The following is a 22,239-nucleotide window of genomic DNA, read 5'->3' on the forward strand; positions in this document are numbered from 1 at the left end:
GACTACGCCGCCAGCAATCTTGTAATATATAAATGCAACTGCTCAATTGCAATGAGTGCGCAGCCTATAGACAGAGCCACACCATAAGGCATTGCAATGGCGCCTTCTGAACGCAGATCCCAGCCCATATCCTTGAAACCGGATAAATAAGCTGATCTCGCCATAAATTTCATGTTGTGCCACATGTGGTTTAGTCCACCATACTTATAGGCAAGGCCCAGCGCCCATACACCGCCCACCATAGCGCCGACTAATATAGACAGCATCGTGCCCTTAAAACCTAAAAACAGGCCGAACACCATCACCAATTTAACATCACCCGCCCCCACCTGTTTGAGTTTATAGGGTGCAAATAACAACATACCGCCAATGAGTGAACCCATTAATGAAAAGAAAAAGCCTTTGGCTACCTTGGCTGGAGGCAGATAAAAACACATGGCTATAAAAACAGATATCGCAAACAGACTGGCGATAATTAAATATTTATTTGGAATTTTTCTGTATTTGTAATCGTGCACACTGACAAACACACACAAAACCAGCGCTCCACACAGTAACGCTATGACAAACAACTCAAATGCCATCATCCAACTTTCAAGATTAACACTTCAATGCTTCGAAACAGAAATGCCGTCACTTGCACAATACAAATGACGGCATAAGTCAATAAAGTCGATTATTAACTATTAGTCGTCACCAAGGATGTTGGCTTCACCACCCAAAGTGGTGTTCATGTTACCGCTAGCCAGGAACTCTGCTGTATCGAAAATTGCGCCGTTAGAAGAGTTATCAAGCTGCACTAAACCATCTGAGTCCAAACGAACGATCTGATCCGTACCTTGCTCGCCTGTTTCGCCGCCTGGCAAGTGGTTAGCCATCCAGCTGTAAAGGTCAGCAGTTTTGTCACCCAGTTGCACTACAGCGATGTATGAAACCGCTGCAACAGCACCCAGAGTAACGCCGTACTCAACCATTGACTGACCTTCTTCGTCCTGCAAGAAATTTTTAATAGACATGTAGATATCCCTTAATAAAATATTAATAAATAAATTTCATCGTCAATAAATCTTATTAACGACTGCACCGTGCTGATGTTGCTTTCAATTTTTTGCAATTGATTCCAATGCCCCATAAACACGTACCATCGCATGGTTAACCTTTTCAAGTTCTTGCCACGCTTTGTGTGCCATACAATATGCAACGGATATGCCAACTGCCTGATTAATTATTTAACAAATTGATTAATAACAACTTTATGTGATTTATACTGCATTATTCAGCGGATAAATTTCGGTTACATTTGGTTACTAAAACCAATACATGGGTTATTAATAACCGTTTTATCTCAACAATTTTCAAGGATTTGATGCAGAGTTTTCAACACATGAATTACCCAGCTTGTGACACATGACGATGAATGTGTCTGGCATGAAATTCGCACGTGCTTTAACGCCTGCGAGAGCAGTTCCAGAGCAAGTGTTGCGCATTCAAATAGGTGATGAAGCGGAAGATATCAGCATCCCTCCCGATGGAAAAACGTTGGCGGCATGCCTGGAACAAGAGAATACGGTTTCTTGTGCTGATTTAACTACGTTTAAATCGATGCATACGGTAGAAACCCAAGGCAAAAACCCTGAACATTGCATATTTTCACCAGATGGTAAAAAAACTTTATGCAGCTAATGGCAGAAGCAATCACGTATCTGTCATAGACACTGTGCCTAACAGACATATTGGTGATATTAGTGCAGGCCAGCTACCTTGGGGCGTGACAATTAATTAAAATTGGTGTCGCTGGCTGGTACGCTCTTGATAAGATTGAATACCCCATATTCTAGTCTATTTGAATATTGTGTTTTTCCATACGGTAGCGCATAGCCATCCTTGAGATGCCAAGCTCACGTGCCGCCTTGGACACATTATTTTTAGCATTGCTTAACGCCCGCAGCATTAAAGCTTTCTCGGTCTCGCCCAACAGTGAAGATGAGCTCAATTGAGCGCCTGGCAATGCCAGATCACCTTCTGTAACGCGCCCCAGCTCACCACAAAGCAACACGGCGCGACTAATCAGATGTTTTAACTCGCGTACATTTCCAGGCCATGAATATTTGCGGACTTTATCAAGTGCTTCTGGCGTAAAAACAGGTTTTGGCAAGCCATAACGTCTCGATGTCTGCGAGGCAAAATGCTCGGCCAGCAAGACCAGATCACCAAGGCGTTCCCGCAGTGGTGGCATAACAAGACTCATCACATTAAGTCTATAGTACAAATCTTGCCTGAAACCACCTTGCAATGACATCTCATGCAAATCACGATTAGTCGCTGCAATAAAACGGGCTAGCACAGGCCGTTCTTTAGTCGAGCCTATACGACGCACCATACGGCGCTCAAGAACATTCAGCAATTTAGCCTGCAAAGCCAATGGCAACTCGCCGATTTCGTCCAGAAATAAAGTGCCATCTTCAGCCGCCTCAATCAAGCCAGGGCGGTTGTCGGTTGCTCCAGTAAATGCACCTTTTTCATGGCCAAATAGCTCGCTCTCAATCAATTCTGCCGGCAATGATGCACAATCCACATGTAAAAATGGCTTGTCATTACCATGGCAAGATAAATGGATTAGCCTGGCTGCCACATCCTTACCCGTACCGGTTTCACCGTTAATCAATACTGTAGGAGGAATGCTGTCATTAGCTACAATTTGTGAAATGCGAGTAATTTGCGCTTTAATACTTTGAATGGCGTGACTTTCTCCCAGCATCTCAGCACCTTCAATCGCATGCACATTACGCTGGCGGGAATAATCAAGACTATTGTTCTGCAGTGCGGTCGCCTCAGCTTTCTTTACTGATAAGAACAGCTCTTCGAGATCGATTGGCTTTTTAAGATAGTCAATCGCACCAAGCTTCATGGCGTTTACCGCATCACTGATTTCACCATGAGCGGTCATCACTGTAACCGTAGCGCTTTTACCAACAAAGAATGGAATAAGATCTATACCATTTCCATCTGGCAATCGCATATCCAATAAAACTATATCGGGAGAAAACTGCTTAACGATGTTGCGGGCATCCTCTACATTCTCAACATGAGCACATTCATAATTGGCTTTTTGCAAGCGACGCATTACTGCTCGCGCAAACAGAACCTCATCTTCAACAATAAGAATCTTAAATTGCTGCTTGATAGAGGTTGATTTTTCATCTGAAACAAAATTGGCTAATCGCAAAAGATACTCCTTGATTTCGGCGACTTAAAATATTTTTTAATTCAAGTTCCAAAATAAAACGATATCCTTGCCATCTGCAACTTAGGGTCAACCTTACATGTCAAGGTTAATTTTTAGATTAATGCCTAAAGAAATAACTTACTTAAAGTTAAGTCTTTAATGGTTTAATGAGTTTTAATTTGAAACACAAAATCATGTAAGCAAAAAAAATACCCAAATTCACTTTTAATATTAAACTCAATAAAATCAATGCATTAAGTTTATTTTTATTTATCAATCTTATGATAAAAGCCATAATATGGCTGTGCTCAACCACAGGTTGGCTGTTATGTATGGATACTGATCCTGTCAGAAGGACTTGATGAACTTACATCCGGCTGGCCTTTAAGAATGATTCAGATCTTAGATCTGACTGCCTTGCGAAGTATGCCGCGGCTTTTTTTAACAGGTCACGCTTCGGTGACGCGTTTCAGTTCCTTGCGTAAACGGTTCAACTCCGCTTGTTCAGCTGTTCTGGTTCGGTAGGCCGCGGAATCCAAGCCATATGCTCAAGGCATTGTTTTATGGACTCTCATACCAGTTGCGGCTGCTATTTACGATACGCACCACCAGCAGCATGACAGGGACCTCGATCAGCACCCCGACTACAGTGGCCAGCGCTGCCCCAGAATGAAAGCCAAACAGGCTGATGGCAGCTGCCACGGCCAGCTCGAAGAAGTTACTGGCGCCTATCAGCGCTGATGGGCAGGCAATGTTATGTTTCTCACCTGCTTTCTTATTCAGCCAGTATGCCAGCGCGGAGTTAAAAAACACCTGAATCAGGATCGGCACCGCCAGCAGGGCAATTACCAGGGGTTGTTTCAGAATGGCCTCCCCCTGAAAAGCAAAGAGTAAAACGAGCGTTAACAACAGTGCTGCAATTGACCAGGGGCCTATCTTTTGCATAGCCGCATCAAAGGCCTGCTGGCCTTTGTTTAACAGGGCTTTGCGCCAAAGCTGTGCAATCAGCACCGGAATCAGGATATACAGTAAAACAGAAGTCAATAAGGTTGCCCAGGGCACGATGATGGCAGAAATGCCGAGCAGCAGCGCCACGATCGGCGCGAATGCAAAAATCATAATCATGTCGTTCAACGCCACCTGCGATAAAGTAAACAGCGGATCGCCATTGGTGAGACGGCTCCACACGAACACCATTGCAGTGCATGGTGCAGCCGCCAGCAGGATAAGGCCGGCAATATAACTGTCAATCTGGTCTGGCGGCAGCATGGGCGCAAATAGATTGCGAATAAACAGCCAGCCAAGAAAAGCCATTGAGAACGGCTTTACCAGCCAGTTCACGAACAAGGTAACCCCGATGCCTTTAACATGCTGCCTGACCTCGTGCAGCGCACCAAAATCCACCTTCACCAGCATCGGGATAATCATGATCCAGATTAATAAGCCGACAGGCAGATTGACTTGTGCATATTCCAGTTTGCCAATAGCCATGAATACACTTGGCAACAGTTGACCCAGCACAATGCCGGTCACAATGCAGATGCCCACCCATAATGTCAGGTAGCGTTCAAAAATACTCATGGAAGCCTTGTTAGTGTCAGATGTCATGATTTTTATTTGTGATTAAGATTTGTTTTGGGGCTCACCCGGCAGCCAGGTCCAACAAGCGCTGAACACCGATGGGCTCATCCTGCATCATGGGTACGACTGCATATCGTTTTGAATGCACTTTGGAAACCGAGTTAATCTCGACTAATTCATTCAGCGCGCGTTGATGCAGCAACGCTGAACCGGTACCGGTTGCTGCGACACTGTTATTGATTATCCAGGCCCATGGTTCAATGCCCGCACGACGCAGGTCTGACTGCAGGTTGGCGGCCTCCAGCACTGGCGTTTTTTCTGCCAGGGTCACAATGAGTATCTTGGTTCGCTTCGGATCCTGCAGCTGCATCATCGGCGTAGTGAAGTGCATATGCGCCTTCTCCATCTGCCGTACCACCTCACGATGGTAGGCGCCGGTAGCATCCAGCAATAGCAGGGTATGCCCGGTCGGCGCGGTATCCATGACCACGAACTTTCTGCCAGCTTCACGAATGATGCGCGAAAATGCCTGAAACACTGCGATTTCCTCTGTGCAAGGTGAACGCAGGTCTTCTTCCAGTAGCGCACGGCCTTCTGTATCCAGCTGTGCGCCTTTGGTTTCGAGAACGTGATTGCGATAACGCTCGGTTTCTTCATGCGGGTCAATGCGACTGACAGTCAGATTGTCCATCGAGCCATTGAGAGTATCGGATATATGCGCTGCCGGGTCTGAGGTGGTCAGGTGAACCGGCAGTCCACGACGTGCCAGCTCAACAGCAACCGCCGTTGCCACAGTGGTTTTACCCACACCACCTTTACCCATGGTCATCACCAAGCCATGGCCATCTGCCGCGATACTATCCACCAGGCTGGATAAGCTGTGCTTAGTCACGTCAACCCTTGCACCGCTATCCCCGCCGGGTTGATAAGGTGCCTCCGTTAACAGCATGCGCAAGGCATCCAGGCCAACCAGATCAAAGGCTTTGAGTGAAACCTGATCCTGCGGTAGAGATTTCAATACGGCAGGGATTCCATCCAGTGCCGCCTGTTCTCGCTGGCAAATCGCAGCGGCCAGCGCATCATGCGCTGCCTCCACTTTTGGCAGGATGCCGTTAATCACAAGATATTGCTGCTGCAGGCCAATACCAGCAAGCTCCTCATGGGTACGAGCCACTTCACACAGGGTAGATTGCTGAGCGCGTGCAACCAGAATCAATCGGGTACGCTCATTATCGGCAAGTGCCTCCACGGCTGCTTTGTATTGTTCGCGCTGTTTTTCCAGACCGGCTAACGGGCCCAGACACGAGGCATCCCCCTTGCCTTGTTCCAGAAAACCGCTCCATGCACCGGGAAGCTGCAATAAGCGGATAGTGTGACCAGTCGGCGCAGTATCAAAGATAATATGGTCGTAGCTCTGGGTAATCGGGGAATCAATCAACAGTGTTGTAAACTCATCAAAGGCTGCGATTTCAGTCGTGCAGGCGCCAGACAGCTGTTCTTCAATGCCGCTGACCACTTCATCAGGAAGCAGGCCACGCACCGGATTCACAATACGGTCGCGATAGCCCTGCGCAGCTGCCTGCGGATCTATTTCAAGCGCATCCAGATTCTTTACAGCCGGAACAGGGGTGATGTGATTGCCGATAGTGACGCCAAACACCTGACCGACATTGGATGCCGGATCGGTGCTGACCAGTAGCACGCTTTTGCCAGCCTCCGCCAGATAAATGGCGGTTGCACAGGAGATTGAGGTTTTACCTACGCCACCTTTACCTGTAAAGAACAGAAACCGCGGTGGCTGCTCAAGAAACTGCATTGATTCGCTCCTTGCTATCCAATGATTGTGGCTGACGTTAGCAGCATTTACCGCCACTGCAGCAACTGGTGACTGGCTGAATCTCTATGGCAGCGGTCAGTCCAGACCAGCGTGCCAGCTCGGTGCGGTTAGGATAACGTCCAGCCAAAGCAAATTCACCATCTACCAAAGTCAGCGGCAATGCTTCCTGGCCAGAGCGCTCAAGGAAATCTCGCACTACTTTATTGCTGGCAAATTCCATGGGTTGCTGTGCCAGATTGAAACGCTCGATTTGTGCGCCAGTTTTCTTCGCCCAGTCTGCGTCCGCAGAGAAGTTAACCAACTGCTGATCCACCTCTGTCCCGCATACGCCTGTACTGCAGCACAACGCTGGGTCATATATTTGTATAGTCTTGGTCATCATTTTCTCCTTCAAGCGATAGCGTCCGCGATGTGATCCATTTCTGCTTTTAAAGCAGTCTTGTCGTGTTTAAGCTGCTCCAGCGGCAGCCCAAAGAACGCCTCGATGCGTCTGCGCAGAATGCTGTAGGCTTTCACAAAAGCCGCATTTATTTCTTCATCCGTTCCCGTGACATGCGCAGGATCCTCAACGCCCCAATGTGTTCTGATTACCGAACCAAGGTAGGCTGGACATGTTTCTCCGGCCGCACTGCCGCATACGGTAATCACAATATCGGGGGTGGTTGGCAGGTTCTCCCAGGATTTACTGCGGTAGCCTTCTGTTGCAATGCCTTCCTTTGCCAGCAATGCCAGTGAACGCGGATGCACATAACCTGCGGGTTTGCTGCCTGCGCTCATCGCATGCCAGCCGGCAGGTGCCAGATGGTTGAATGTGGCCTCCCCTAAAATGGATCGGCAGGAATTGCCTGTACACAAAAACAATACATTCATGCTATTCGGCCTTTTTAGAGGATTTTATTACGGGGATCAAGCCAGGTGAGCATTGGGATTGATTCAGTATATCTGCACATTGATCCGGATTGCCTGAGCAGCATTCTTCCGTAAGGTATGCAATTGTTTCAAGCATTAAAGAAAAGTTTGCCCGGTAGCGCTGGAACCTGCCTTCCTGCTGCACGGTGACCATGCCCGCGTGCGTCATTGCCTTGAGATGGAAGGAGAGGTTGGTATTGGGGATACCCAGGCCAGAGGCAATCTCTCCGGCCACCATGCCATCCAAGCCTTTTTTTACCAACAGCCTGAATACGTCCAGGCGCACTTCCGATGAAAGTGATTCGAAAATAGCAGTAGCAGTTTTTTTGTCCATATATTTATATTACAACAATTATTGAAATATTGCATTATTATCTTTAAAAAGTTGACGCAATGGATGTGTACATATAAACGGGCGATCACTGAGCGCATCGCAATAGTAATGGATTCAGCCAAAGCAATGCTGCAGCTTTATGTCTGCGCAGGGGATGCCGCAGACATGCAGGCTTGAATTCAAGGGGGCAAAGCTGTCAGCCATTTATTCGAGTACAATGACTTCAGTCTTATACTTCAACATCATTGCTTCCAGGCACCTTAAGGCATCTATGCAAAAATGGCTTTTTCTCATTGTGGCGATTGTAAGCGAGGTAATAGCTACGTCGGCATTAAAGTCTTCGGAGGGATTTACCCGTTTATGGCCATCTATCATCGTGATTACAGGTTATGCATCCGCATTTTATTTCCTGTCATTAACGCTGAATGTAATACCTATCGGGATTGCATATGCAATCTGGTCAGGTGTTGGCGTTGCACTTGTGGCTCTTATCTCATGGCTGTATTTTCAGCAACCGCTCGATTTTGCAGCAGTGCTGGGCTTATTGCTTATCCTGGCAGGTGTCATTGTTATTAACGTGTTCTCGAAATCGGTGTCTCATTAAGATTCGCCACCATAAGTGCAAGCCCTTAGGTGCTCGCACTCATTTACGCGCATTCAACAATCTCCTAAAATAATGCCCCCTAATATTGAGTTGCAGAACCTTGCTCTCAGAGATTTCACAGAGTTATCGTTCTTCGCTCTCAAGGAGAACCATGATGAAAAGCTCAATCCCCGCTGTTTTTTTCTTATCTGTTTTAATTCCAGGCACTGCGTTAGCCGGCAGCCCCCACTTCATCGGACCTATTGCCGTCAAATTCTCTACAGACCCGGCAAAAGTAGGCAGCATCAATGTATGCTGGAAAGAGGCCGGCGTAGGCAACAACCAGCAAATCAATTATATCGCCAGGGCACAAAATGCCGTTGCCACTTACGTTTGTGTAAACAATGGCGGAAACTGCCCTTCCGCTGACAATAAAATCAACTTCACCGGACCGGTATCAAAGACCGGCTCTTTTTCATCCGGCAAAAATGGCGCCATTAGCAGTTGCCTTACTATTGAAGCGCCATCTGGAGCTGGCCTCGAATGCCCGGGACAAACTGTTACACTGTCAGAAGTGAGCTATTCCAATATCAGCGTAAAGGACACCACCAACAATGTTGAGAAGATGAGTATCTATGTTGACGGCAACACGCTATCGAAAACATATTTCAGCTGTGGCGAATAAGGTTTTATATCAGATACGGATATCAGCAGATACATATCAACAATCTTGATTCAATGCCCGTTTTCATCTCTTAATGCTCACCATCAAATGAAAAGGCTGGCCCCATATGCGGTCCAGCCTTTTTTAAATAATGAATACGGAAAGTAATAAACCCTGGCACGCGGCAATAGCCTCCCTACCTCGGTTAAGCTTAACCCCGTTTAGGATACTTTTACCATTTCCAACATCCTTGATGCTGTCGCATTCACCATGGCGCTGTAATCACTTGTCAGCTCAGCCTGCTCATCATCCAGCCACGCTATAAAGAAATGGCAACACCTGCGGCATTTTCTACAAACCCCGCTGGTGATGCCGATTCTTGTCATCAGGCTGTCACAGTCACGCCTAAAATCAGGTTTCAAAAAATAATTAAAATAAAGTTTACCAATCAATCTAATCTGGAGTTTTATATGCATAATCAATCACTTTCAAAACTTTTTCTGGCAGCCGCACTTGGCTTGAGCGCTCAGGCCGCACTTGCTGATGGCGCAATCGTGGCAGAAAAAGGCGGCTGTCTGATGTGCCACACCGTTGAAAAACGGAATGTGGGTCCGGCATTCAGGGACATATCTGCCGCTTACAAAGGTCAGGATGTAGAAGATAAACTGATCAACAAAATCAAAAAAGGCGGACGCGGCAGCTGGGGCATCCTGCCTATGCCTCCTAACGAAGGCAAATTAACGGACGATGAATTCAGGGAAGTAGTGCGCTGGATCAGAACCCTGTAATCCAAGCGGTCGTCACTGCATTTCTTACAGCGGGGCTTGCCCCGCTTTTTACTTTACCGGATTAAGAAGCATCAAACCAGGCTGCAAGCCTGCCAGGTCTCTTTAGCTTTAATTCGTGATGGTGTGTTTTGGTGGATTAAAACTGTATCAGGATTACTTTTTCACAATCGGAATACCGCGAAATGTTGCGCCACGGCGCAGATCCAGCTTCATGGATAGCGCCCCGCTACCACACTTGTCCAGACACGCGCCGCAGCGGGTACAGTCGCTGTCAGTCACCGTAACAGCTTTTTTGGCAACCAAAGGCGCAAGTACATGAGGCTCAGGACATACCTTGATACAGTCGGAACAGCCTGCGCATGCATCAGCTTTGACGGCCATGACACGCAGCCTGCCATAATGCCCTAGCCATCTGTAAAAAGCCCCCACGGGGCAAAGATGCCCGCACCAGCCACGTCGCGTCACGAGGAAATCAAACAGGAACAATGCTGCAAGGAATGTGAGTCCGGCGGCGGAGGTCCACATGATCTCACGTTGCAGCAGCGTGATCGGGTTGATGTTCTCCCAGGCCAGCGTGCCGCTGATCGCAGACAGTACCAGCGCCATGACCAGCAGTACAGTCCTCAGCTCTCGCGACATGGTCAGATTGCCCTTTATTTTTAATTTCTGCCGCAGCCAATACGCAGCATCGGTCAGCATATTGATGGGGCAAACCCAGCCGCAATAGATGCGACCGCCGAAAAATGCATAAAAGCCTGCCACGATTGCAGCACCGATCAGTACTGTCTTTGCGAACGGCGCGCCGGCCAGCAGGGATTGCAACATCACGAACGGGTCGGTCAGCGGCACATTCCAGAACCAGACGCTGGAAGAGAGGTTTCCCGCAGCAATGCGCCCGATTTCCGGCAGATCAACGATGAACGCCAGTACAATCAGAATCTGCACGCTGCGCCGCATCAGCAGCCAGCGCCGTCTTTTCAGTGCAGAAACCGTGCGGAGAAAGCGATTCGCCGCTACCATACCATGCGTCCTACGGCGTTCGTACCTGACAGCCCCAAACCGAGCTCTCGCGGCAATACACGTATCGTCGCCTCGGACAGCACGCAATGTTTTTCACAGGTACCGCATCCGGTACATTTATCTGGATTCACCGTCGGAATCTGCAGCAAACCGCGCTCATTCTGTATCGGTTTCAGTGCAATCGCCTCACCGCGGATCGGGCACACACGGACGCATACACTACAGGTCAACCCCTTGTAGTTAAGGCAGTTTTCATGATCCACCAGTACCGCCACGCCCATATCCGCCTTACGTATATCTGTCAGCAGCGGATCTAGCGCACCGGTGGGGCAGGCTTTCACGCAGGGGATATCCTTGCACATGCGACAAGGGTTCTGACGTGCCACAAAGAATGGCGTGCCCAATGGCGCCGGATCTGCCCAGCTGGCTAGTTTCAGAATGTCGTAAGGACAGTCCTTGACACACAAACCACAGCGGATGCAGGTCGAATCAAACGCTTTTTCCGGCAAGGCGCCGGGTGGCCTGAGTATTTTTGCGGCACGCGCCGGCCGTGAAAAAATCGCCGCCTGCGCCACCACTGAGCCAAGTACAGCGACCCCCATATGACGGAATACACGTTTGAAGGCTTTTCTGCGTGCCGGCTCCTCTGAACCGGGTTTTACAGCGGCTGACTCTTTTGCGTTTGTATGCTTATGCATGACTTACTCCATACTTGAACTTGATATCACCGTTGCCCGCAAAAACCGCCAGTCATCAGTCCTGTATCAGCATTTTTGCGCGTATCACCGGATGTATCCAGCAACGGAATACATATTCGCCCTCGGCATCATCCGGCACAGTCCAGCTCACAAGATCACCAGGAATTTGAATTTCAAGATTAACAACAGTACCGTCGGGATAAGTGACATAAAGTGCATGAGTAATATCTGAACGATTTTCTATCTCGATGCGGTCTTTACGTTTTGGCACGAATGACCATGGCTCAAGCTCGTGGTGAGACAGCGTCATCTTGTGTAACTGTGCGCCTGGAGCTAGCGGTATGGTCACGCCTTGCGCAGCCCTGGAAGGATAAATTCTCTGCGATGCCTCATGTGCAGCCGGATCATGCCCGGCTGCACTGTAAGCAGGCGAAGACACCACAAGCAGCAACATGGCAGCTACATGTGCGAGCGCACAGCCTGATAGACTTGGAATCGGCTTCATCGCAACATCCTTCATTTTTTCTATATCCATATTCACTCCGGCATCCGCGGATAATCCACTTTCAATGCACCGCCATCCAGCGTCTTGATAAACTCCACCAGGGTCTGCCTTTCTTCGTCCGTAAGTTCAAACGGTTTCATTTCCAGCGAACGGCTTTTGCGCGCAATGCCGCCTTTCTCGTAGTGCCTGACGACTTCGTCAAGGCTAAGCATGGCACCATCGTGCATATATGGGCCATTAATCGGCAAATCACGCAGCGATGGTGTCTTGAATGCATACTGCATGAGTGTTACCTGTGGCGGCACTTTCGCACCTCTGCCAATGTCTTCGGTACGCAATCCGATATCATGGAAGCTGTCGTCGGTGAAACGCCAGGATTTATGGCAGGCTACACACTTCGCTTTATTTTCAAACAGCGCGAAGCCACGCTTGGCAGATGCGCTGATAGCGCCTTCGTCGCCTGCTATCCAGCGGTCAAAGGGCGAAATATTGGAAACCAATGTGCGCTGAAAGCTAGCCAGCGCTTGCGTAATACGCTTCTGATCAATATCGGCATTGCCAAATGCCTCTGCGAACAGAGTGCGATACCCTTGAATATTTTGCAGACGCGCAATCACGCCTGGCATATCAAAATTCATTTCATGCGGCGTCGTGATTGGCAGGACAGCCTGCGCCTCCAGCGAGCCAGCTCGTCCGTCCCACATCAGCGCTGTCAGCCATGCACTATTCAGGACAGTGGGCGTACGGCGTGCATTTGGCACATTCTCAGAGCCTAGGGGAATTATCCTACCATCGCTCCAGCGATGATCTGGCGAGTGACAGGTGGCGCAGGACATTTTGCCATCGCGCGATAATCGCGCATCAAAAAACAGGGTTTTCCCTAATGTCACCTTCTCAGCAGTCAATGGATTGTAAGACGGCGACAGGATGCCGTCCGGACGGAGATACGCATCTTTCGATGCAGTATCGCCCGCCCGGACGACACCTGCCGCTGTCAGCATTGACAGCGTAAGAATCAGGCCCATGAAGCGAAGTGCGGGCCTAGCTCTCATTTCCATCTTAGCTAGCCTTACCAACAACTGGTGAAATGGTGCAGTGGTATGTCATATCATCATTCTCAGCACCGAAACACCAAACGATGTCGTTGTTGAACTCTGGACGATACACTGGCAATTCACCGTGTGTATTGAAGCAGCCGCAACGAGTGGCAGTCTGTTTACCACAGCAGTCACGATAAGCAATCAGATAGGTCTGACCATCGCCTGGGTTGTAGCAGCTGGCGACCCATGAGCTTGGTGACAGCGTTGAACCTGGTGGGCATGATGTCAAACTACCGCCATTACAGTCACAAATCTGACCGTCGATAGAGCAATGACGCCAGTAGTCGCAAGATTGCGGGTCTTTGTCCTGCGGTTTCCAGCCACCATCTTTTGTCATACTGTTAACACTAGCAGCCTGAGCTTCACCACCAAGAGCCAGACGAGCACGACGGTCTACTGGCAGCAAAGGCAACAGTGCTGAACCAGCTAAAAACATACCTACTTTACCGATAAAGCTACGGCGACCAGTGTAATTGGCGGTAGTACGTGCCAGTTTTTCAATGGTTGAGTCAAATCGTTTGTTTTCTTTCATTTTGTTTTCCTTATCCTAAAATTTCTAACTTTTGGACTAAATTAATGAACACCTTTGTTTTGGTCTGCTTCTATCAACGTGGTCGTGCTGTGCTTCATGAAGTCCTGTAAAGTTGAGTGACCTTCACGAACTGTTTCAAACAAGCTTTCAACATGCTCACGCGTATTGCACAGGCCTTTGCCAAGAATCACACCATCTGCATCGAGCAACACGCCATAAGGAACTTTAGAAATCTGATAACGCATACCGATTTCAGCTGAAACAACATAGCGCTCATTTTGCAGCGGATGGTTACGCAGGAACTCAAGATGTTCAGCGCGTGTACCATCACTGATCAGCACTACATCAGTACCTTCTGCAGCAGCTACTGAACGAATAATCGGCAGCAACTTAGCGCAGATAGGGCAGCTTGGACCAGTAAACATCAACAGGCTTGGACGATTTGGAGCAAGCGCACGACCTACAGTAATCGGCGCACCGTCAAACGTCGTCAGACTAAACACCGGTGAGCGTTCCCCGATTTCAGGACCGTTGTCGAGCAACATCGCGCCCAGTGGAGCTGATCGCTCATGTAACAGACCGATTTGTCGAATAACGCCAAGCATCAATGCTGCCAGGCTTAAGAATGCGCACCACAGCAACACATTCGATGCAATAATAAATCCAGTATTCATTTCTATTCTCCTATATTTAAACTAACTTTTTTTGGCACGTGAGTCGTGTAATCCTACGACTAGATCTGCCGCAAGATAAATCATCGCGAACATCGCAGCAGCCGCTGCACCCATCAGTACAGATTCAATTGTCAATGCAGACATATTGATCGATACATTAGCGGTGTAAAGACTCACTGCGGCGAGTGCAAGGGCACGCATTACGTGAAACATGCCGATACGACTCACACTTGTTGGACGACGTACGCAACCACAGTCAATGTGGGTGCGGCCACGTCCGACATTAATCGCGAGCGCCATTGCAAACATCATGAAAAGGCCTGCCGCTACCCACGCAGCCACCTCGCGCGCTGGCGGCACCAGCAATGCTATGGCGCTGCCAAGCTCCAACCAGGGTAGAAGCTTCGCGAACGGCGCGACCATAAAGGAAGGAAGCAGCCGGTAGTTGGCAACCACACCCTGAAACTCATCTGCATTGCGGATTTTTGGAATAGCAGCCGCAACCAGAACAAGTGCCAGGAAAAGTGAGGCAAACACCGGGACAATCGGGTCATTAATAAGCCAGTTCATGTTTTACTCACTTATCCATCGTAATGATTATTTGAGGCGCTTTACCAATCTCATCCATTGATGCCAATTGCTTGCCACTAACAGCATCAAATGTATACACTGATTTGTCCTCAATTGAAGCTGTGATCAATGTTGGATTTTTGTCTTGGGTCACAGCGATAGAATCAATGTTATGCTTCAAATCGATACGACGCAGACGTTTGCCAGTTGTAGCATCAGCAACCACTACAAAGCGGCTAGCCGTTTTATGTGTCCATTTGGCACGCTTATCCGAGAGCAGATAGATTTCGTTACGTTCCTTGTGCATAGCAACTGGTTGCCAGCCACCTGGAGCCCACTTTTCCTTCTTCTCTTTATCGCTGAATATCTCGATTGGTTTCAGGAATTCAGCCCCTGATTCAGACAATTTAGCCTGGAAGATTTTACCTTCGTAGGTTGGCCAAACTAAACGGCCAGCCGAGTTTGAGTAGTACGGATTGTTGTGCAGATACTCGTTCTCAGCGTGGAATACTTTGGTATTCTTCTGCTTGGTATTGCCTTGATCATCATAACTTACCTGCAACATTGAACCATCACGACAGTGCATGAAGAAATTTTGTTTGGCAGTTGGGAAAATGTGATAGCAATCAGGGATTTCCATCGTTTTCACATACTTTTTCTGTTGCAAATCAACCAAACCAACGCCTGATGATGGCGAGAATTGCTGAACCAGCATGTGTTTGTCATCAGTACTGAAAGCAGCAAAACGCTCAATCAAACCAGTCAGAAAACGGATTTCAGGAATATCAACATCCACAGCTGGCTCAAGGGTTTGAGCATCATGCAACCTCACGTAGTCATCTCGCTTACCATGCGCAATACGATCGTAAGTTGTGTTAGCAATACCTACATATTTGCCTGTAGAACTTGCCATCACATGCGGCAGCTTGCCACCATCGATAATGCCGTGCAGTTGCAACTTGTTGTCATTGGCACCCATCACAAAAGTTTGAGAAGTTACGTTGAAGTGACCAGGATCAACGACGTAAAAACGCTTAATGTCACTTGGCGGCGCTTTTGCAACTGACAAATTGTCAATTTTTACGCTACCAACTGTGGCAAGTTGTTTCGGCACTGTTTTTTGAGCTTCAGCAAACGCAGGTTGCGCTGCTACCAACAAAGCGGCGATTGCCAGCTTGCCTGCAAGGCGAGTTTTCAACTCGCGCGGCCCGTTTGTTGTTTGATTATTTAAAGTAATCATATTTTCTCCAGACATTATTAATAATTTTATAAATGCACTTCAGAATCGAAACCACCCGCCATTACAGAACCAACAGCGTCAAAGCTGCAGCACCGATAGAAAGCAGGAGGAATCCATCCACTTCAACAGCGCGCTCTTGCCAACGGGCTAACCAGGCTTGTGCAGACTGATTGCTAACTGGCAGGAAATTAATCGCGACTGGTAAGCAGCGACCGATGTTGAAGATGGCAAATATGGTGATGGCAGTGGTTACGTCGCCGCTGAACAGGGCTGCGCCGGTAACGATGTAAAGCATCGGCGTCTGCACATAAGTAAGATAGTTCATCCCCAATGCAAAACCGTACAATAGACCAATCACCCAGGAACGGAAGCGGTAACGTGCATCATGAGGAACCTGTGCACGACGCTGCGGATATGGCATCTTCAAGAAGCCGAACTGATGCAGGCCATAGCCGATGCCTACTACCGACAGACCCGCTACCATATAATTGAAAGGCAGTTCATCAAACAAGAGCCAGCCCACCACACCCAGCGCACTCCCCAGAACCAGCGCACCCAAGGCATAGCCCAGCACATGCGTCAGGAAGGTAGGCGTCCAGCGGACAACCGATCCAAATGAATAGCGTCCGGCCGGCCTCAGCAGACTCAGGCTGGAATAGCCGCACGGCGACCAGGTTGAAAGAAAACCGCCGACAAGCGCAAGCACTACAAACATTGCTGTTAACGCATCAGCTGTTGCCACCCTTGAATCAAGCGCAACGCCGCCCGCAACGCCTACAGCAACAGCCAGCGTCATTACCGCAAAGCGTACCGCTCCTGACCGCGGCTCAGCAAAACTGATTGCATCAGGCACGCATGCGACGGCCGCACTGCCTTGGGATGACTGGTGATACGCTCCAGACCTTACACCCATTTTCATGATATCCTCCTATGGCCATACAGCCACTTGTTGATTGAAATAAATAAAGAGCTGCCAATATAGTTACAATTTTGTTACTTCCGTAGCAAAAATCGGCATACCCCCGAACACGGCACCACCGGTGTTGCCGATTTTTGCTACCGCCCTTCCCACCACCCGGAAAATTAGGGCGCCTCCAGCTTTCACAGGCTGAAAATAAAAAAAGCCGCACCCTTTCGGGTGCGGCTCAACCTTAGGCGTATTACCGTTGGAGATGCCTAAATCAATTACACTTAAAAAACTGAGGAAGTTCTGCGCTCACTCACTGCCTGTCACTTAAATCGAAAGTGATCCCGATTACCATGCCAAACAAGAATGTGCGTAAAAGTGAGAGGGCGAACTATAGCAAGCAAGATATGGCGGCCGTAGCAATAATCGGCATGCATTCACGCACGGCACCCGCTTTTGCCGATTACTGCTAACCACCTCAAACCAACAGCTCCGGAAACTCTACATAACGTCATATATCTAAAGTATATATAGGCATTTATCCGAAAATAACATTATTAATCATATGGTTATTCTCTGGCGGCTGTTGCCGATTTTTGCTATTCCCATCAAAAAATTTGGACTATAGTTAGCACGAATAAACTAGCATCTTGTGCGTACAAAAACATCATCACGAGAACAATTCATTACGCAGTGATGTTGATAATTACAAATATGAGGAATAGCTAGACTTTCCTATAAGAACATAAATAATAATGCCGGATATCAACTCCACGGAAAGTCAGGCGGAAAGAGAAATATCTTGAATTTTCAAATAGAATTTTTAGATGCCGGCCCATTAGGAAGCCCTAAGGTACATTTGTCCCGGCGCACCACCACTGATGTTTTGGAACAGGCAGATGCACTCCCATTCTGGTCGCAGGATTACACTCAGTTAAGCAAGGGCACATTTTCCGGCGCCCTGAATAGCGCAACTTTTCAGGGTGTGCAGATTTTTCACGAAAAAATGAATCGTGCCGTAGATCAGATTGCGTTTGCGCCGACCGATGCCTATGTCATCGGGTTACCGACAACCATCGATGGCGACGCCACATGGGGATTGATGCCTGTCAAAGCGAACTCCGTGATAACGCTGGACAAAAATACCGAACTCGTTTTCCGCACCTCCAACCAGTCCGAAATCACAGCAGCCGTTATTTCAGCGCAGCGCCTGGAGGATTATGCATCACAAGTCGAGTGGGTAGATCTGCGTAAAATCATGTCCAATGTAAGACCCGTGGAAACCTTATCCAGCGATATTACGATGCGGCTCCAGACTTCGCTGACAGACGGCATGCACTACATTTCAAAATTCTGCGACAGTGCTGATGCGCAGCAGATCTGGCGCAACCTGGAAAGTGATCTGATGGCAACCTGCGTGCAGGCGCTTCTGCAGGCCAACAATAGCCCAAGCCAAAACTATGATCATCGTATTCACCGCTATATTGTAAACCGCGTACGTGACCTGACTTTATCAAACTCAGGCTACCCGCTGTCCATTGAAGAACTCTGTGTCAGCCTGCGCATCAGCAGGCGCACCCTGAACCATGCATTTATACGCGTACTCGGCATCACCCCGGTGGCTTACATGCGCAATGTGCGACTGCATCGCATACGTGCAGAACTGCAATCGGCGCCACATCAGGTAAGATACATTGCCAGTGTGGCTGCCAAATGGGGATTCTGGCACATGAGCCTGTTCTCCCGCTATTATCGGGAATTGTTTGGGGAAACCCCGATCGAGACTCTATCACGCTCACGCGTCGGGGAGCGACACTGATCAGGGCACTCACTGCGTTCAGTGAGAAATCAAGCAACTGCAGCGATAATTTTCATCTACACATCAATGTCTTTGCCAGCAGCATAAACTGGCAAAGTCCTTAAAAAAACAAGAGGTAAAATAATGGGTTCATTTAGCATCTGGCACTGGCTGATCGTACTGGTCATCGTAGCACTGGTTTTTGGCACTAAAAAACTGCGCAATATTGGCGGTGACGTCGGCGGGGCGGTAAAGAGTTTCAAGGAAGCGGTCAACGAAGGGAACGCCGCCCCTGCCATTGAACAAAGCGCTTATAGTCATGCGAATGGGCATACGATAGAAAACGACATTGGACACAAGGCCGGGCGATAGGCTCAGCTTTAAGGATAAAACCAAACCGTGTTTGATATCGCATTCTCAGAGCTGGTCGTGATCGGCATTGTAGCCCTGCTTGTCATCGGGCCGGACAAGCTACCCAAGATAGCGCGTACCGCAGGCCACCTGTTTGGCAGGGCGCAACGCTACGTCAACGACGTGAAATCCGACATCAACCGCGAATTGCGTTTTGAAGAGTTGCAGAGCCTGCAGGATGAAATACGCCAGAATACGCAGCAACCCGCATCGCCCCAATACAAGGCAGGCCAGATCATCCGGCATGATATGGAACAAACTGCGCCCAAATACCAGGTAGGCCAGATTATCAGGCATGATCTGGAGCAGAACGATCATGCAGCCGAAGAACATCAGCGCCCAACCATGATGGCGGATTACATTGACCCAGCGCCGCTCAAACAGGGCGCAGCCAATTGAACATCGCCGATAACTTTGCCTCGCATCTGATCGAGCTGCGGAATCGCCTGTTATATATAGTTGGCGGCTTGCTGCTGATTGTGATTGCACTGTTCCCGTTTGCAAACGATATCTACCATCTGCTTGCCACGCCACTGCTGGAAAGCCTGCCGGCTGGCGGGCAGATGGTTGCCACTGATGTGACCACCCCTTTCTTTGTGCCAATGAAAGCCGTACTGCTGGCAGCATTCATTATTTCCCTACCCCACACCTTGTACCAGATATGGGCTTTTATCGCTCCCGGGCTATATACGCATGAGCGGCGCATCATCTGGCCACTTATTTTCGCAAGCACCCTACTGTTTTTATGCGGCATGGCCTTTGCCTATTTTCTTGTGTTCCCGGTCATATTCGGTTTCATCACCAGTACCGCGCCGGAAGGCGTGGCGGTAATGACCGACATTGGCAATTACCTTGACTTTGCCATGTCGCTGTTCGTCGCATTTGGCCTTGCATTTGAGGTGCCTATCGCAGTGATCCTGCTGGTGGCAACAGGAGTGGTAAACGTCGCAGGCTTACGCGAAGCCCGCGCCTACGTCATCGTCGGCGCTTTTGTGCTGGGAGCGATTTTCACGCCGCCGGATATTATCTCCCAGTTCATGCTGGCTATACCGCTGTGGCTATTATATGAAGCAGGGATTCTGGCAGCGAGCCTGATCCACAGACATCAAGGCGCAAGCGCTTCCGTAGTCAACAGCCACTTACACACGGCTGATAAATAGCGCCATCCTTTGCCCGCATCCTGAATCAGGTGGACCAGGCTACAAACAAAAAAGGCTGACTTCGTCGCAAGCCAGCCTCTTTTTACCTCTCAAATCCGTTATTTTTTACTATGGCCTTTGGATTTATGTTTGCCTTCATTTGAATGCGTCTTCTCTTGCCTGACGGCTTTATCATCGGCGTTGCTGCCGCTGGCTGCAGCCTGTTCATTGCCTACGGTCATATCGTGTTCACCTCTTTCATGCCCCTGGTCAGCATGAGGCTTTTCTTCCCGGACCGTCTTATTGTCCGCGATGCTACCGCTGGCTGCAGCTTTTTCATTGCCTACAGTAACGTCATGTACACTTTTGGGTGAGGGCTCACTCTTTTCATGCTTGCCGGCAGCAAATGTCAGTGTAGCGGAACATGCAAGAACAGCTGCCAATACCACTAAAGATTTTTTCATTTACATCTCCTTGTAAACAGTTATGAAAGTATGTAAAAAATCAACGCCAGACAAGCAAAAACAGTTGACCGCTTTACATAATGCAGTTCCGGCCTTCTTTCTTCGCCCGGTATAGGCGCATATCAACCTCTGCAACAAACTTGATCAATTCGTCATTGCGCGTCGGAATAATCGTGCCCACCCCAAAACTTGCGGTCATCAGCTGGCTGACCTGGGATTTTTCATGGAAGATCTGTTCCTTGAATATCAGGTTCCGGCATCGCTCAGCGACATTCTTGGCCGCTGTAGCATCCGTTTCCGGCAAGACCAGTACAAACTCTTCCCCGCCAAACCGTGCGAAAAAGTCCCGGGATCGGGTAGCGGCAGAGCTCAAAGCCTGCGCCACCCGCTTCAGGCAATCATCCCCCTGAATATGGCCATAGTGGTCGTTATATTGCTTGAAATAATCAATGTCCAGCATGATTAATGAAAGCGGCTGGTGATTGCGCATGGCATTAGCCCATTCCGCTTCCATAATGGTATCGAACATACGGCGGTTGGGAACACCGGTTAAGCCATCCTTGAATGAAAGATCTTCCAGCTCTTTCTGCAGCACGATCAATTTCTCTTCTGTAGTTTTTCGCTCGCTGATATCAAACATGAACCCGATCAGCGCTTCAACCTCGCCCTGCTCGTTACGAACGACATGCACTACATCACGAATCCACACATAATCGCCATCTTTGCCAAGCGCACGATAATCTGCTTCATGGTCAGTGCCAGCCTTGGACTGTGCAACGCAAAAATCCACAACCCATGCCCGGTCTTCAGGGTGCATCCTGGAAGCCCAATCCTCAACAGATACCCAGCTTGAACGCGGCCAGCCGAGCAGGCTCTCAATCTGCGGCCCGATATAGGAAAACTTCAGTGTAGCCCAGTCTATTTTCCACGGAATCGCATTCGTTGATTCCAGCAGCGTTTTATAAACGGCACTGTCTGTTTCTATATCATTATCCATGATGGTCATTTCCCGGTCTTAAATTTTTCTGCGGTGTCTAGTTTAATACTTTGCGCCTGTATCTTCATGTAATTCTTTATATTTATCAAATAGCTAAAGACACCACCCTGAATGATAAACGAATACAAGCATGGCAGAATATACCATTTCGTATTTAAAAATCAGGTACAGGAGGCTCCGGCGATTGTCCGAGCCACCGCTCCGTCATCAATCCGTCACAGTTCTGTCATAAATTAAACTTAAAATCTGCGGCTTTGATTTC

At 48.6% G+C, this 22,239-nt stretch carries 29 protein-coding genes; 9 read left to right on the top strand and 20 right to left on the bottom strand.

Annotated features, from left to right (window positions below):
• Positions 1–2: 2 nt before the first annotated feature.
• Both GQ51_RS05850 and GQ51_RS05855 read right to left on the bottom strand, forming a co-directional pair.
• Positions 3–584, bottom strand: a complete 582-nt coding sequence (locus GQ51_RS05850; RefSeq protein WP_160280002.1) for an A24 family peptidase — start codon at positions 582–584, stop codon at positions 3–5.
• Between the two features lie 102 nt (positions 585–686).
• Positions 687–1,016, bottom strand: coding sequence for a Flp family type IVb pilin (locus GQ51_RS05855; RefSeq protein ID WP_047550966.1), 330 nt, complete (start codon positions 1,014–1,016; stop codon positions 687–689).
• Positions 1,017–1,428: 412 nt separating this feature from the next.
• Here GQ51_RS05855 and GQ51_RS05860 point away from each other — a divergent pair, with 412 nt between their 5' ends.
• Positions 1,429–1,683 carry a YncE family protein gene (locus GQ51_RS05860; protein ID WP_235276174.1) on the top strand — a complete coding sequence of 85 codons (255 nt, stop codon included), beginning with the start codon at positions 1,429–1,431 and terminating at the stop codon, positions 1,681–1,683.
• A complete protein-coding gene (locus tag GQ51_RS12655; RefSeq protein ID WP_081987103.1) occupies positions 1,658–1,783 on the top strand; it encodes a hypothetical protein in 126 nt (41 codons plus the stop codon). Before GQ51_RS05860 ends, GQ51_RS12655 begins: the two co-directional genes overlap by 26 nt.
• Before the next feature lie 51 nt (positions 1,784–1,834).
• Here the strand turns inward: GQ51_RS12655 and GQ51_RS05865 are convergent, their stop codons facing one another.
• From GQ51_RS05865 to GQ51_RS05890, 6 genes are all read right to left on the bottom strand, one after another.
• Positions 1,835–3,226, bottom strand: coding sequence for a sigma-54-dependent transcriptional regulator (locus GQ51_RS05865; protein WP_081987104.1), 1,392 nt, complete (start codon positions 3,224–3,226; stop codon positions 1,835–1,837).
• Between the two features lie 561 nt (positions 3,227–3,787).
• A complete protein-coding gene (gene arsB, locus GQ51_RS05870; protein ID WP_200884439.1) occupies positions 3,788–4,807 on the bottom strand; it encodes an ACR3 family arsenite efflux transporter in 1,020 nt (339 codons plus the stop codon).
• Between the two features lie 61 nt (positions 4,808–4,868).
• The gene (gene arsA / locus GQ51_RS05875; RefSeq protein ID WP_047550978.1) at positions 4,869–6,623 is read right to left on the bottom strand and encodes an arsenical pump-driving ATPase; all 1,755 of its coding nucleotides are present in this window, start codon (positions 6,621–6,623) and stop codon (positions 4,869–4,871) included.
• 37 nt (positions 6,624–6,660) lie between these two features.
• Positions 6,661–7,023, bottom strand: a complete 363-nt coding sequence (gene arsD / locus GQ51_RS05880) for an arsenite efflux transporter metallochaperone ArsD (RefSeq protein WP_047550981.1) — start codon at positions 7,021–7,023, stop codon at positions 6,661–6,663.
• An 11-nt stretch (positions 7,024–7,034) separates the two neighbouring features.
• Positions 7,035–7,514 (bottom strand): arsenate reductase ArsC, encoded by a 480-nt coding sequence (locus GQ51_RS05885; RefSeq protein WP_047550983.1) that lies wholly within the window; start codon positions 7,512–7,514, stop codon positions 7,035–7,037.
• Between the two features lies 1 nt (position 7,515).
• Positions 7,516–7,887, bottom strand: a complete 372-nt coding sequence (locus GQ51_RS05890; protein WP_047550986.1) for an ArsR/SmtB family transcription factor — start codon at positions 7,885–7,887, stop codon at positions 7,516–7,518.
• A gap of 271 nt (positions 7,888–8,158) precedes the next feature.
• Between GQ51_RS05890 and GQ51_RS05895 the strand changes: the two genes are divergently transcribed.
• Positions 8,159–8,491, top strand: a complete 333-nt coding sequence (locus tag GQ51_RS05895) for a DMT family transporter (protein WP_047553978.1) — start codon at positions 8,159–8,161, stop codon at positions 8,489–8,491.
• 154 nt (positions 8,492–8,645) lie between these two features.
• The gene (locus GQ51_RS05900) at positions 8,646–9,155 is read left to right on the top strand and encodes a hypothetical protein (RefSeq protein WP_052177729.1); all 510 of its coding nucleotides are present in this window, start codon (positions 8,646–8,648) and stop codon (positions 9,153–9,155) included.
• Between the two features lie 200 nt (positions 9,156–9,355).
• Here GQ51_RS05900 and GQ51_RS12535 read toward each other — a convergent pair whose 3' ends face one another.
• On the bottom strand, positions 9,356–9,610 hold the full coding sequence (locus GQ51_RS12535) for a hypothetical protein (RefSeq protein ID WP_047550989.1): 255 nt from the start codon (positions 9,608–9,610) through the stop codon (positions 9,356–9,358).
• On the opposite strand from GQ51_RS12535, the gene GQ51_RS05910 reads away from it, so the two are divergent.
• Positions 9,605–9,922, top strand: coding sequence for a c-type cytochrome (locus GQ51_RS05910; RefSeq protein WP_047550991.1), 318 nt, complete (start codon positions 9,605–9,607; stop codon positions 9,920–9,922). The two genes, GQ51_RS12535 and GQ51_RS05910, sit on opposite strands and share 6 nt — an antisense overlap.
• Positions 9,923–10,075: 153 nt before the next feature.
• Here the strand turns inward: GQ51_RS05910 and napH are convergent, their stop codons facing one another.
• Genes napH through GQ51_RS05955 form a run of 9 tightly spaced genes read right to left on the bottom strand, consistent with a single transcriptional unit; the run spans position 10,076 to position 17,180 of the window.
• Complete coding sequence (gene napH, locus GQ51_RS05915) at positions 10,076–10,942, bottom strand: quinol dehydrogenase ferredoxin subunit NapH (RefSeq protein WP_047550996.1); 867 nt, start codon at positions 10,940–10,942, stop codon at positions 10,076–10,078.
• Positions 10,936–11,640, bottom strand: coding sequence for a ferredoxin-type protein NapG (gene napG, locus GQ51_RS05920; RefSeq protein ID WP_047550999.1), 705 nt, complete (start codon positions 11,638–11,640; stop codon positions 10,936–10,938). The genes napH and napG overlap by 7 nt, the downstream gene beginning before the upstream one ends.
• 55 nt (positions 11,641–11,695) lie before the next feature.
• Positions 11,696–12,175 carry a hypothetical protein gene (locus GQ51_RS05925; RefSeq protein WP_047551002.1) on the bottom strand — a complete coding sequence of 160 codons (480 nt, stop codon included), beginning with the start codon at positions 12,173–12,175 and terminating at the stop codon, positions 11,696–11,698.
• 2 nt (positions 12,176–12,177) lie between these two features.
• The gene (gene mauG / locus GQ51_RS05930) at positions 12,178–13,197 is read right to left on the bottom strand and encodes a tryptophan tryptophylquinone biosynthesis enzyme MauG (protein WP_235276175.1); all 1,020 of its coding nucleotides are present in this window, start codon (positions 13,195–13,197) and stop codon (positions 12,178–12,180) included.
• 7 nt (positions 13,198–13,204) lie between these two features.
• Positions 13,205–13,777, bottom strand: a complete 573-nt coding sequence (gene mauA / locus GQ51_RS05935) for a methylamine dehydrogenase (amicyanin) small subunit (protein WP_047551005.1) — start codon at positions 13,775–13,777, stop codon at positions 13,205–13,207.
• Between the two features lie 41 nt (positions 13,778–13,818).
• Positions 13,819–14,451, bottom strand: coding sequence for a methylamine dehydrogenase accessory protein MauD (gene mauD / locus GQ51_RS05940; protein WP_047551008.1), 633 nt, complete (start codon positions 14,449–14,451; stop codon positions 13,819–13,821).
• A gap of 21 nt (positions 14,452–14,472) precedes the next feature.
• On the bottom strand, positions 14,473–15,021 hold the full coding sequence (locus GQ51_RS05945; RefSeq protein ID WP_047551011.1) for a MauE/DoxX family redox-associated membrane protein: 549 nt from the start codon (positions 15,019–15,021) through the stop codon (positions 14,473–14,475).
• A 7-nt stretch (positions 15,022–15,028) separates the two neighbouring features.
• Positions 15,029–16,276, bottom strand: coding sequence for a methylamine dehydrogenase (amicyanin) large subunit (gene mauB, locus GQ51_RS05950; protein WP_047551014.1), 1,248 nt, complete (start codon positions 16,274–16,276; stop codon positions 15,029–15,031).
• A 46-nt stretch (positions 16,277–16,322) separates the two neighbouring features.
• Positions 16,323–17,180, bottom strand: a complete 858-nt coding sequence (locus GQ51_RS05955; RefSeq protein WP_047551017.1) for a methylamine utilization protein MauF — start codon at positions 17,178–17,180, stop codon at positions 16,323–16,325.
• A gap of 790 nt (positions 17,181–17,970) precedes the next feature.
• Here GQ51_RS05955 and GQ51_RS05960 point away from each other — a divergent pair.
• From GQ51_RS05960 to tatC, 4 genes are all read left to right on the top strand, one after another.
• A complete protein-coding gene (locus GQ51_RS05960; protein WP_052177731.1) occupies positions 17,971–18,987 on the top strand; it encodes a helix-turn-helix domain-containing protein in 1,017 nt (338 codons plus the stop codon).
• Positions 18,988–19,110: 123 nt separating this feature from the next.
• Positions 19,111–19,338 carry a Sec-independent protein translocase subunit TatA gene (gene tatA / locus GQ51_RS05965; RefSeq protein WP_047551020.1) on the top strand — a complete coding sequence of 76 codons (228 nt, stop codon included), beginning with the start codon at positions 19,111–19,113 and terminating at the stop codon, positions 19,336–19,338.
• A 27-nt stretch (positions 19,339–19,365) separates the two neighbouring features.
• Complete coding sequence (gene tatB / locus GQ51_RS12540) at positions 19,366–19,776, top strand: Sec-independent protein translocase protein TatB (protein WP_235276176.1); 411 nt, start codon at positions 19,366–19,368, stop codon at positions 19,774–19,776.
• Positions 19,773–20,537, top strand: a complete 765-nt coding sequence (tatC, locus tag GQ51_RS05975; RefSeq protein ID WP_047551023.1) for a twin-arginine translocase subunit TatC — start codon at positions 19,773–19,775, stop codon at positions 20,535–20,537. The genes tatB and tatC overlap by 4 nt, the downstream gene beginning before the upstream one ends.
• Before the next feature lie 98 nt (positions 20,538–20,635).
• Here tatC and GQ51_RS05980 read toward each other — a convergent pair whose 3' ends face one another.
• Positions 20,636–20,980 (bottom strand): hypothetical protein, encoded by a 345-nt coding sequence (locus GQ51_RS05980; protein WP_047551027.1) that lies wholly within the window; start codon positions 20,978–20,980, stop codon positions 20,636–20,638.
• Positions 20,981–21,053: 73 nt separating this feature from the next.
• On the bottom strand, positions 21,054–21,977 hold the full coding sequence (locus GQ51_RS05985; protein ID WP_442922094.1) for a GGDEF domain-containing protein: 924 nt from the start codon (positions 21,975–21,977) through the stop codon (positions 21,054–21,056).
• Positions 21,978–22,239: the final 262 nt, after the last annotated feature.

The sequence above is a fragment of the Methylotenera sp. G11 genome (assembly GCF_000799735.1).
Classification (GTDB): Bacteria; Pseudomonadota; Gammaproteobacteria; order Burkholderiales; family Methylophilaceae; genus Methylotenera.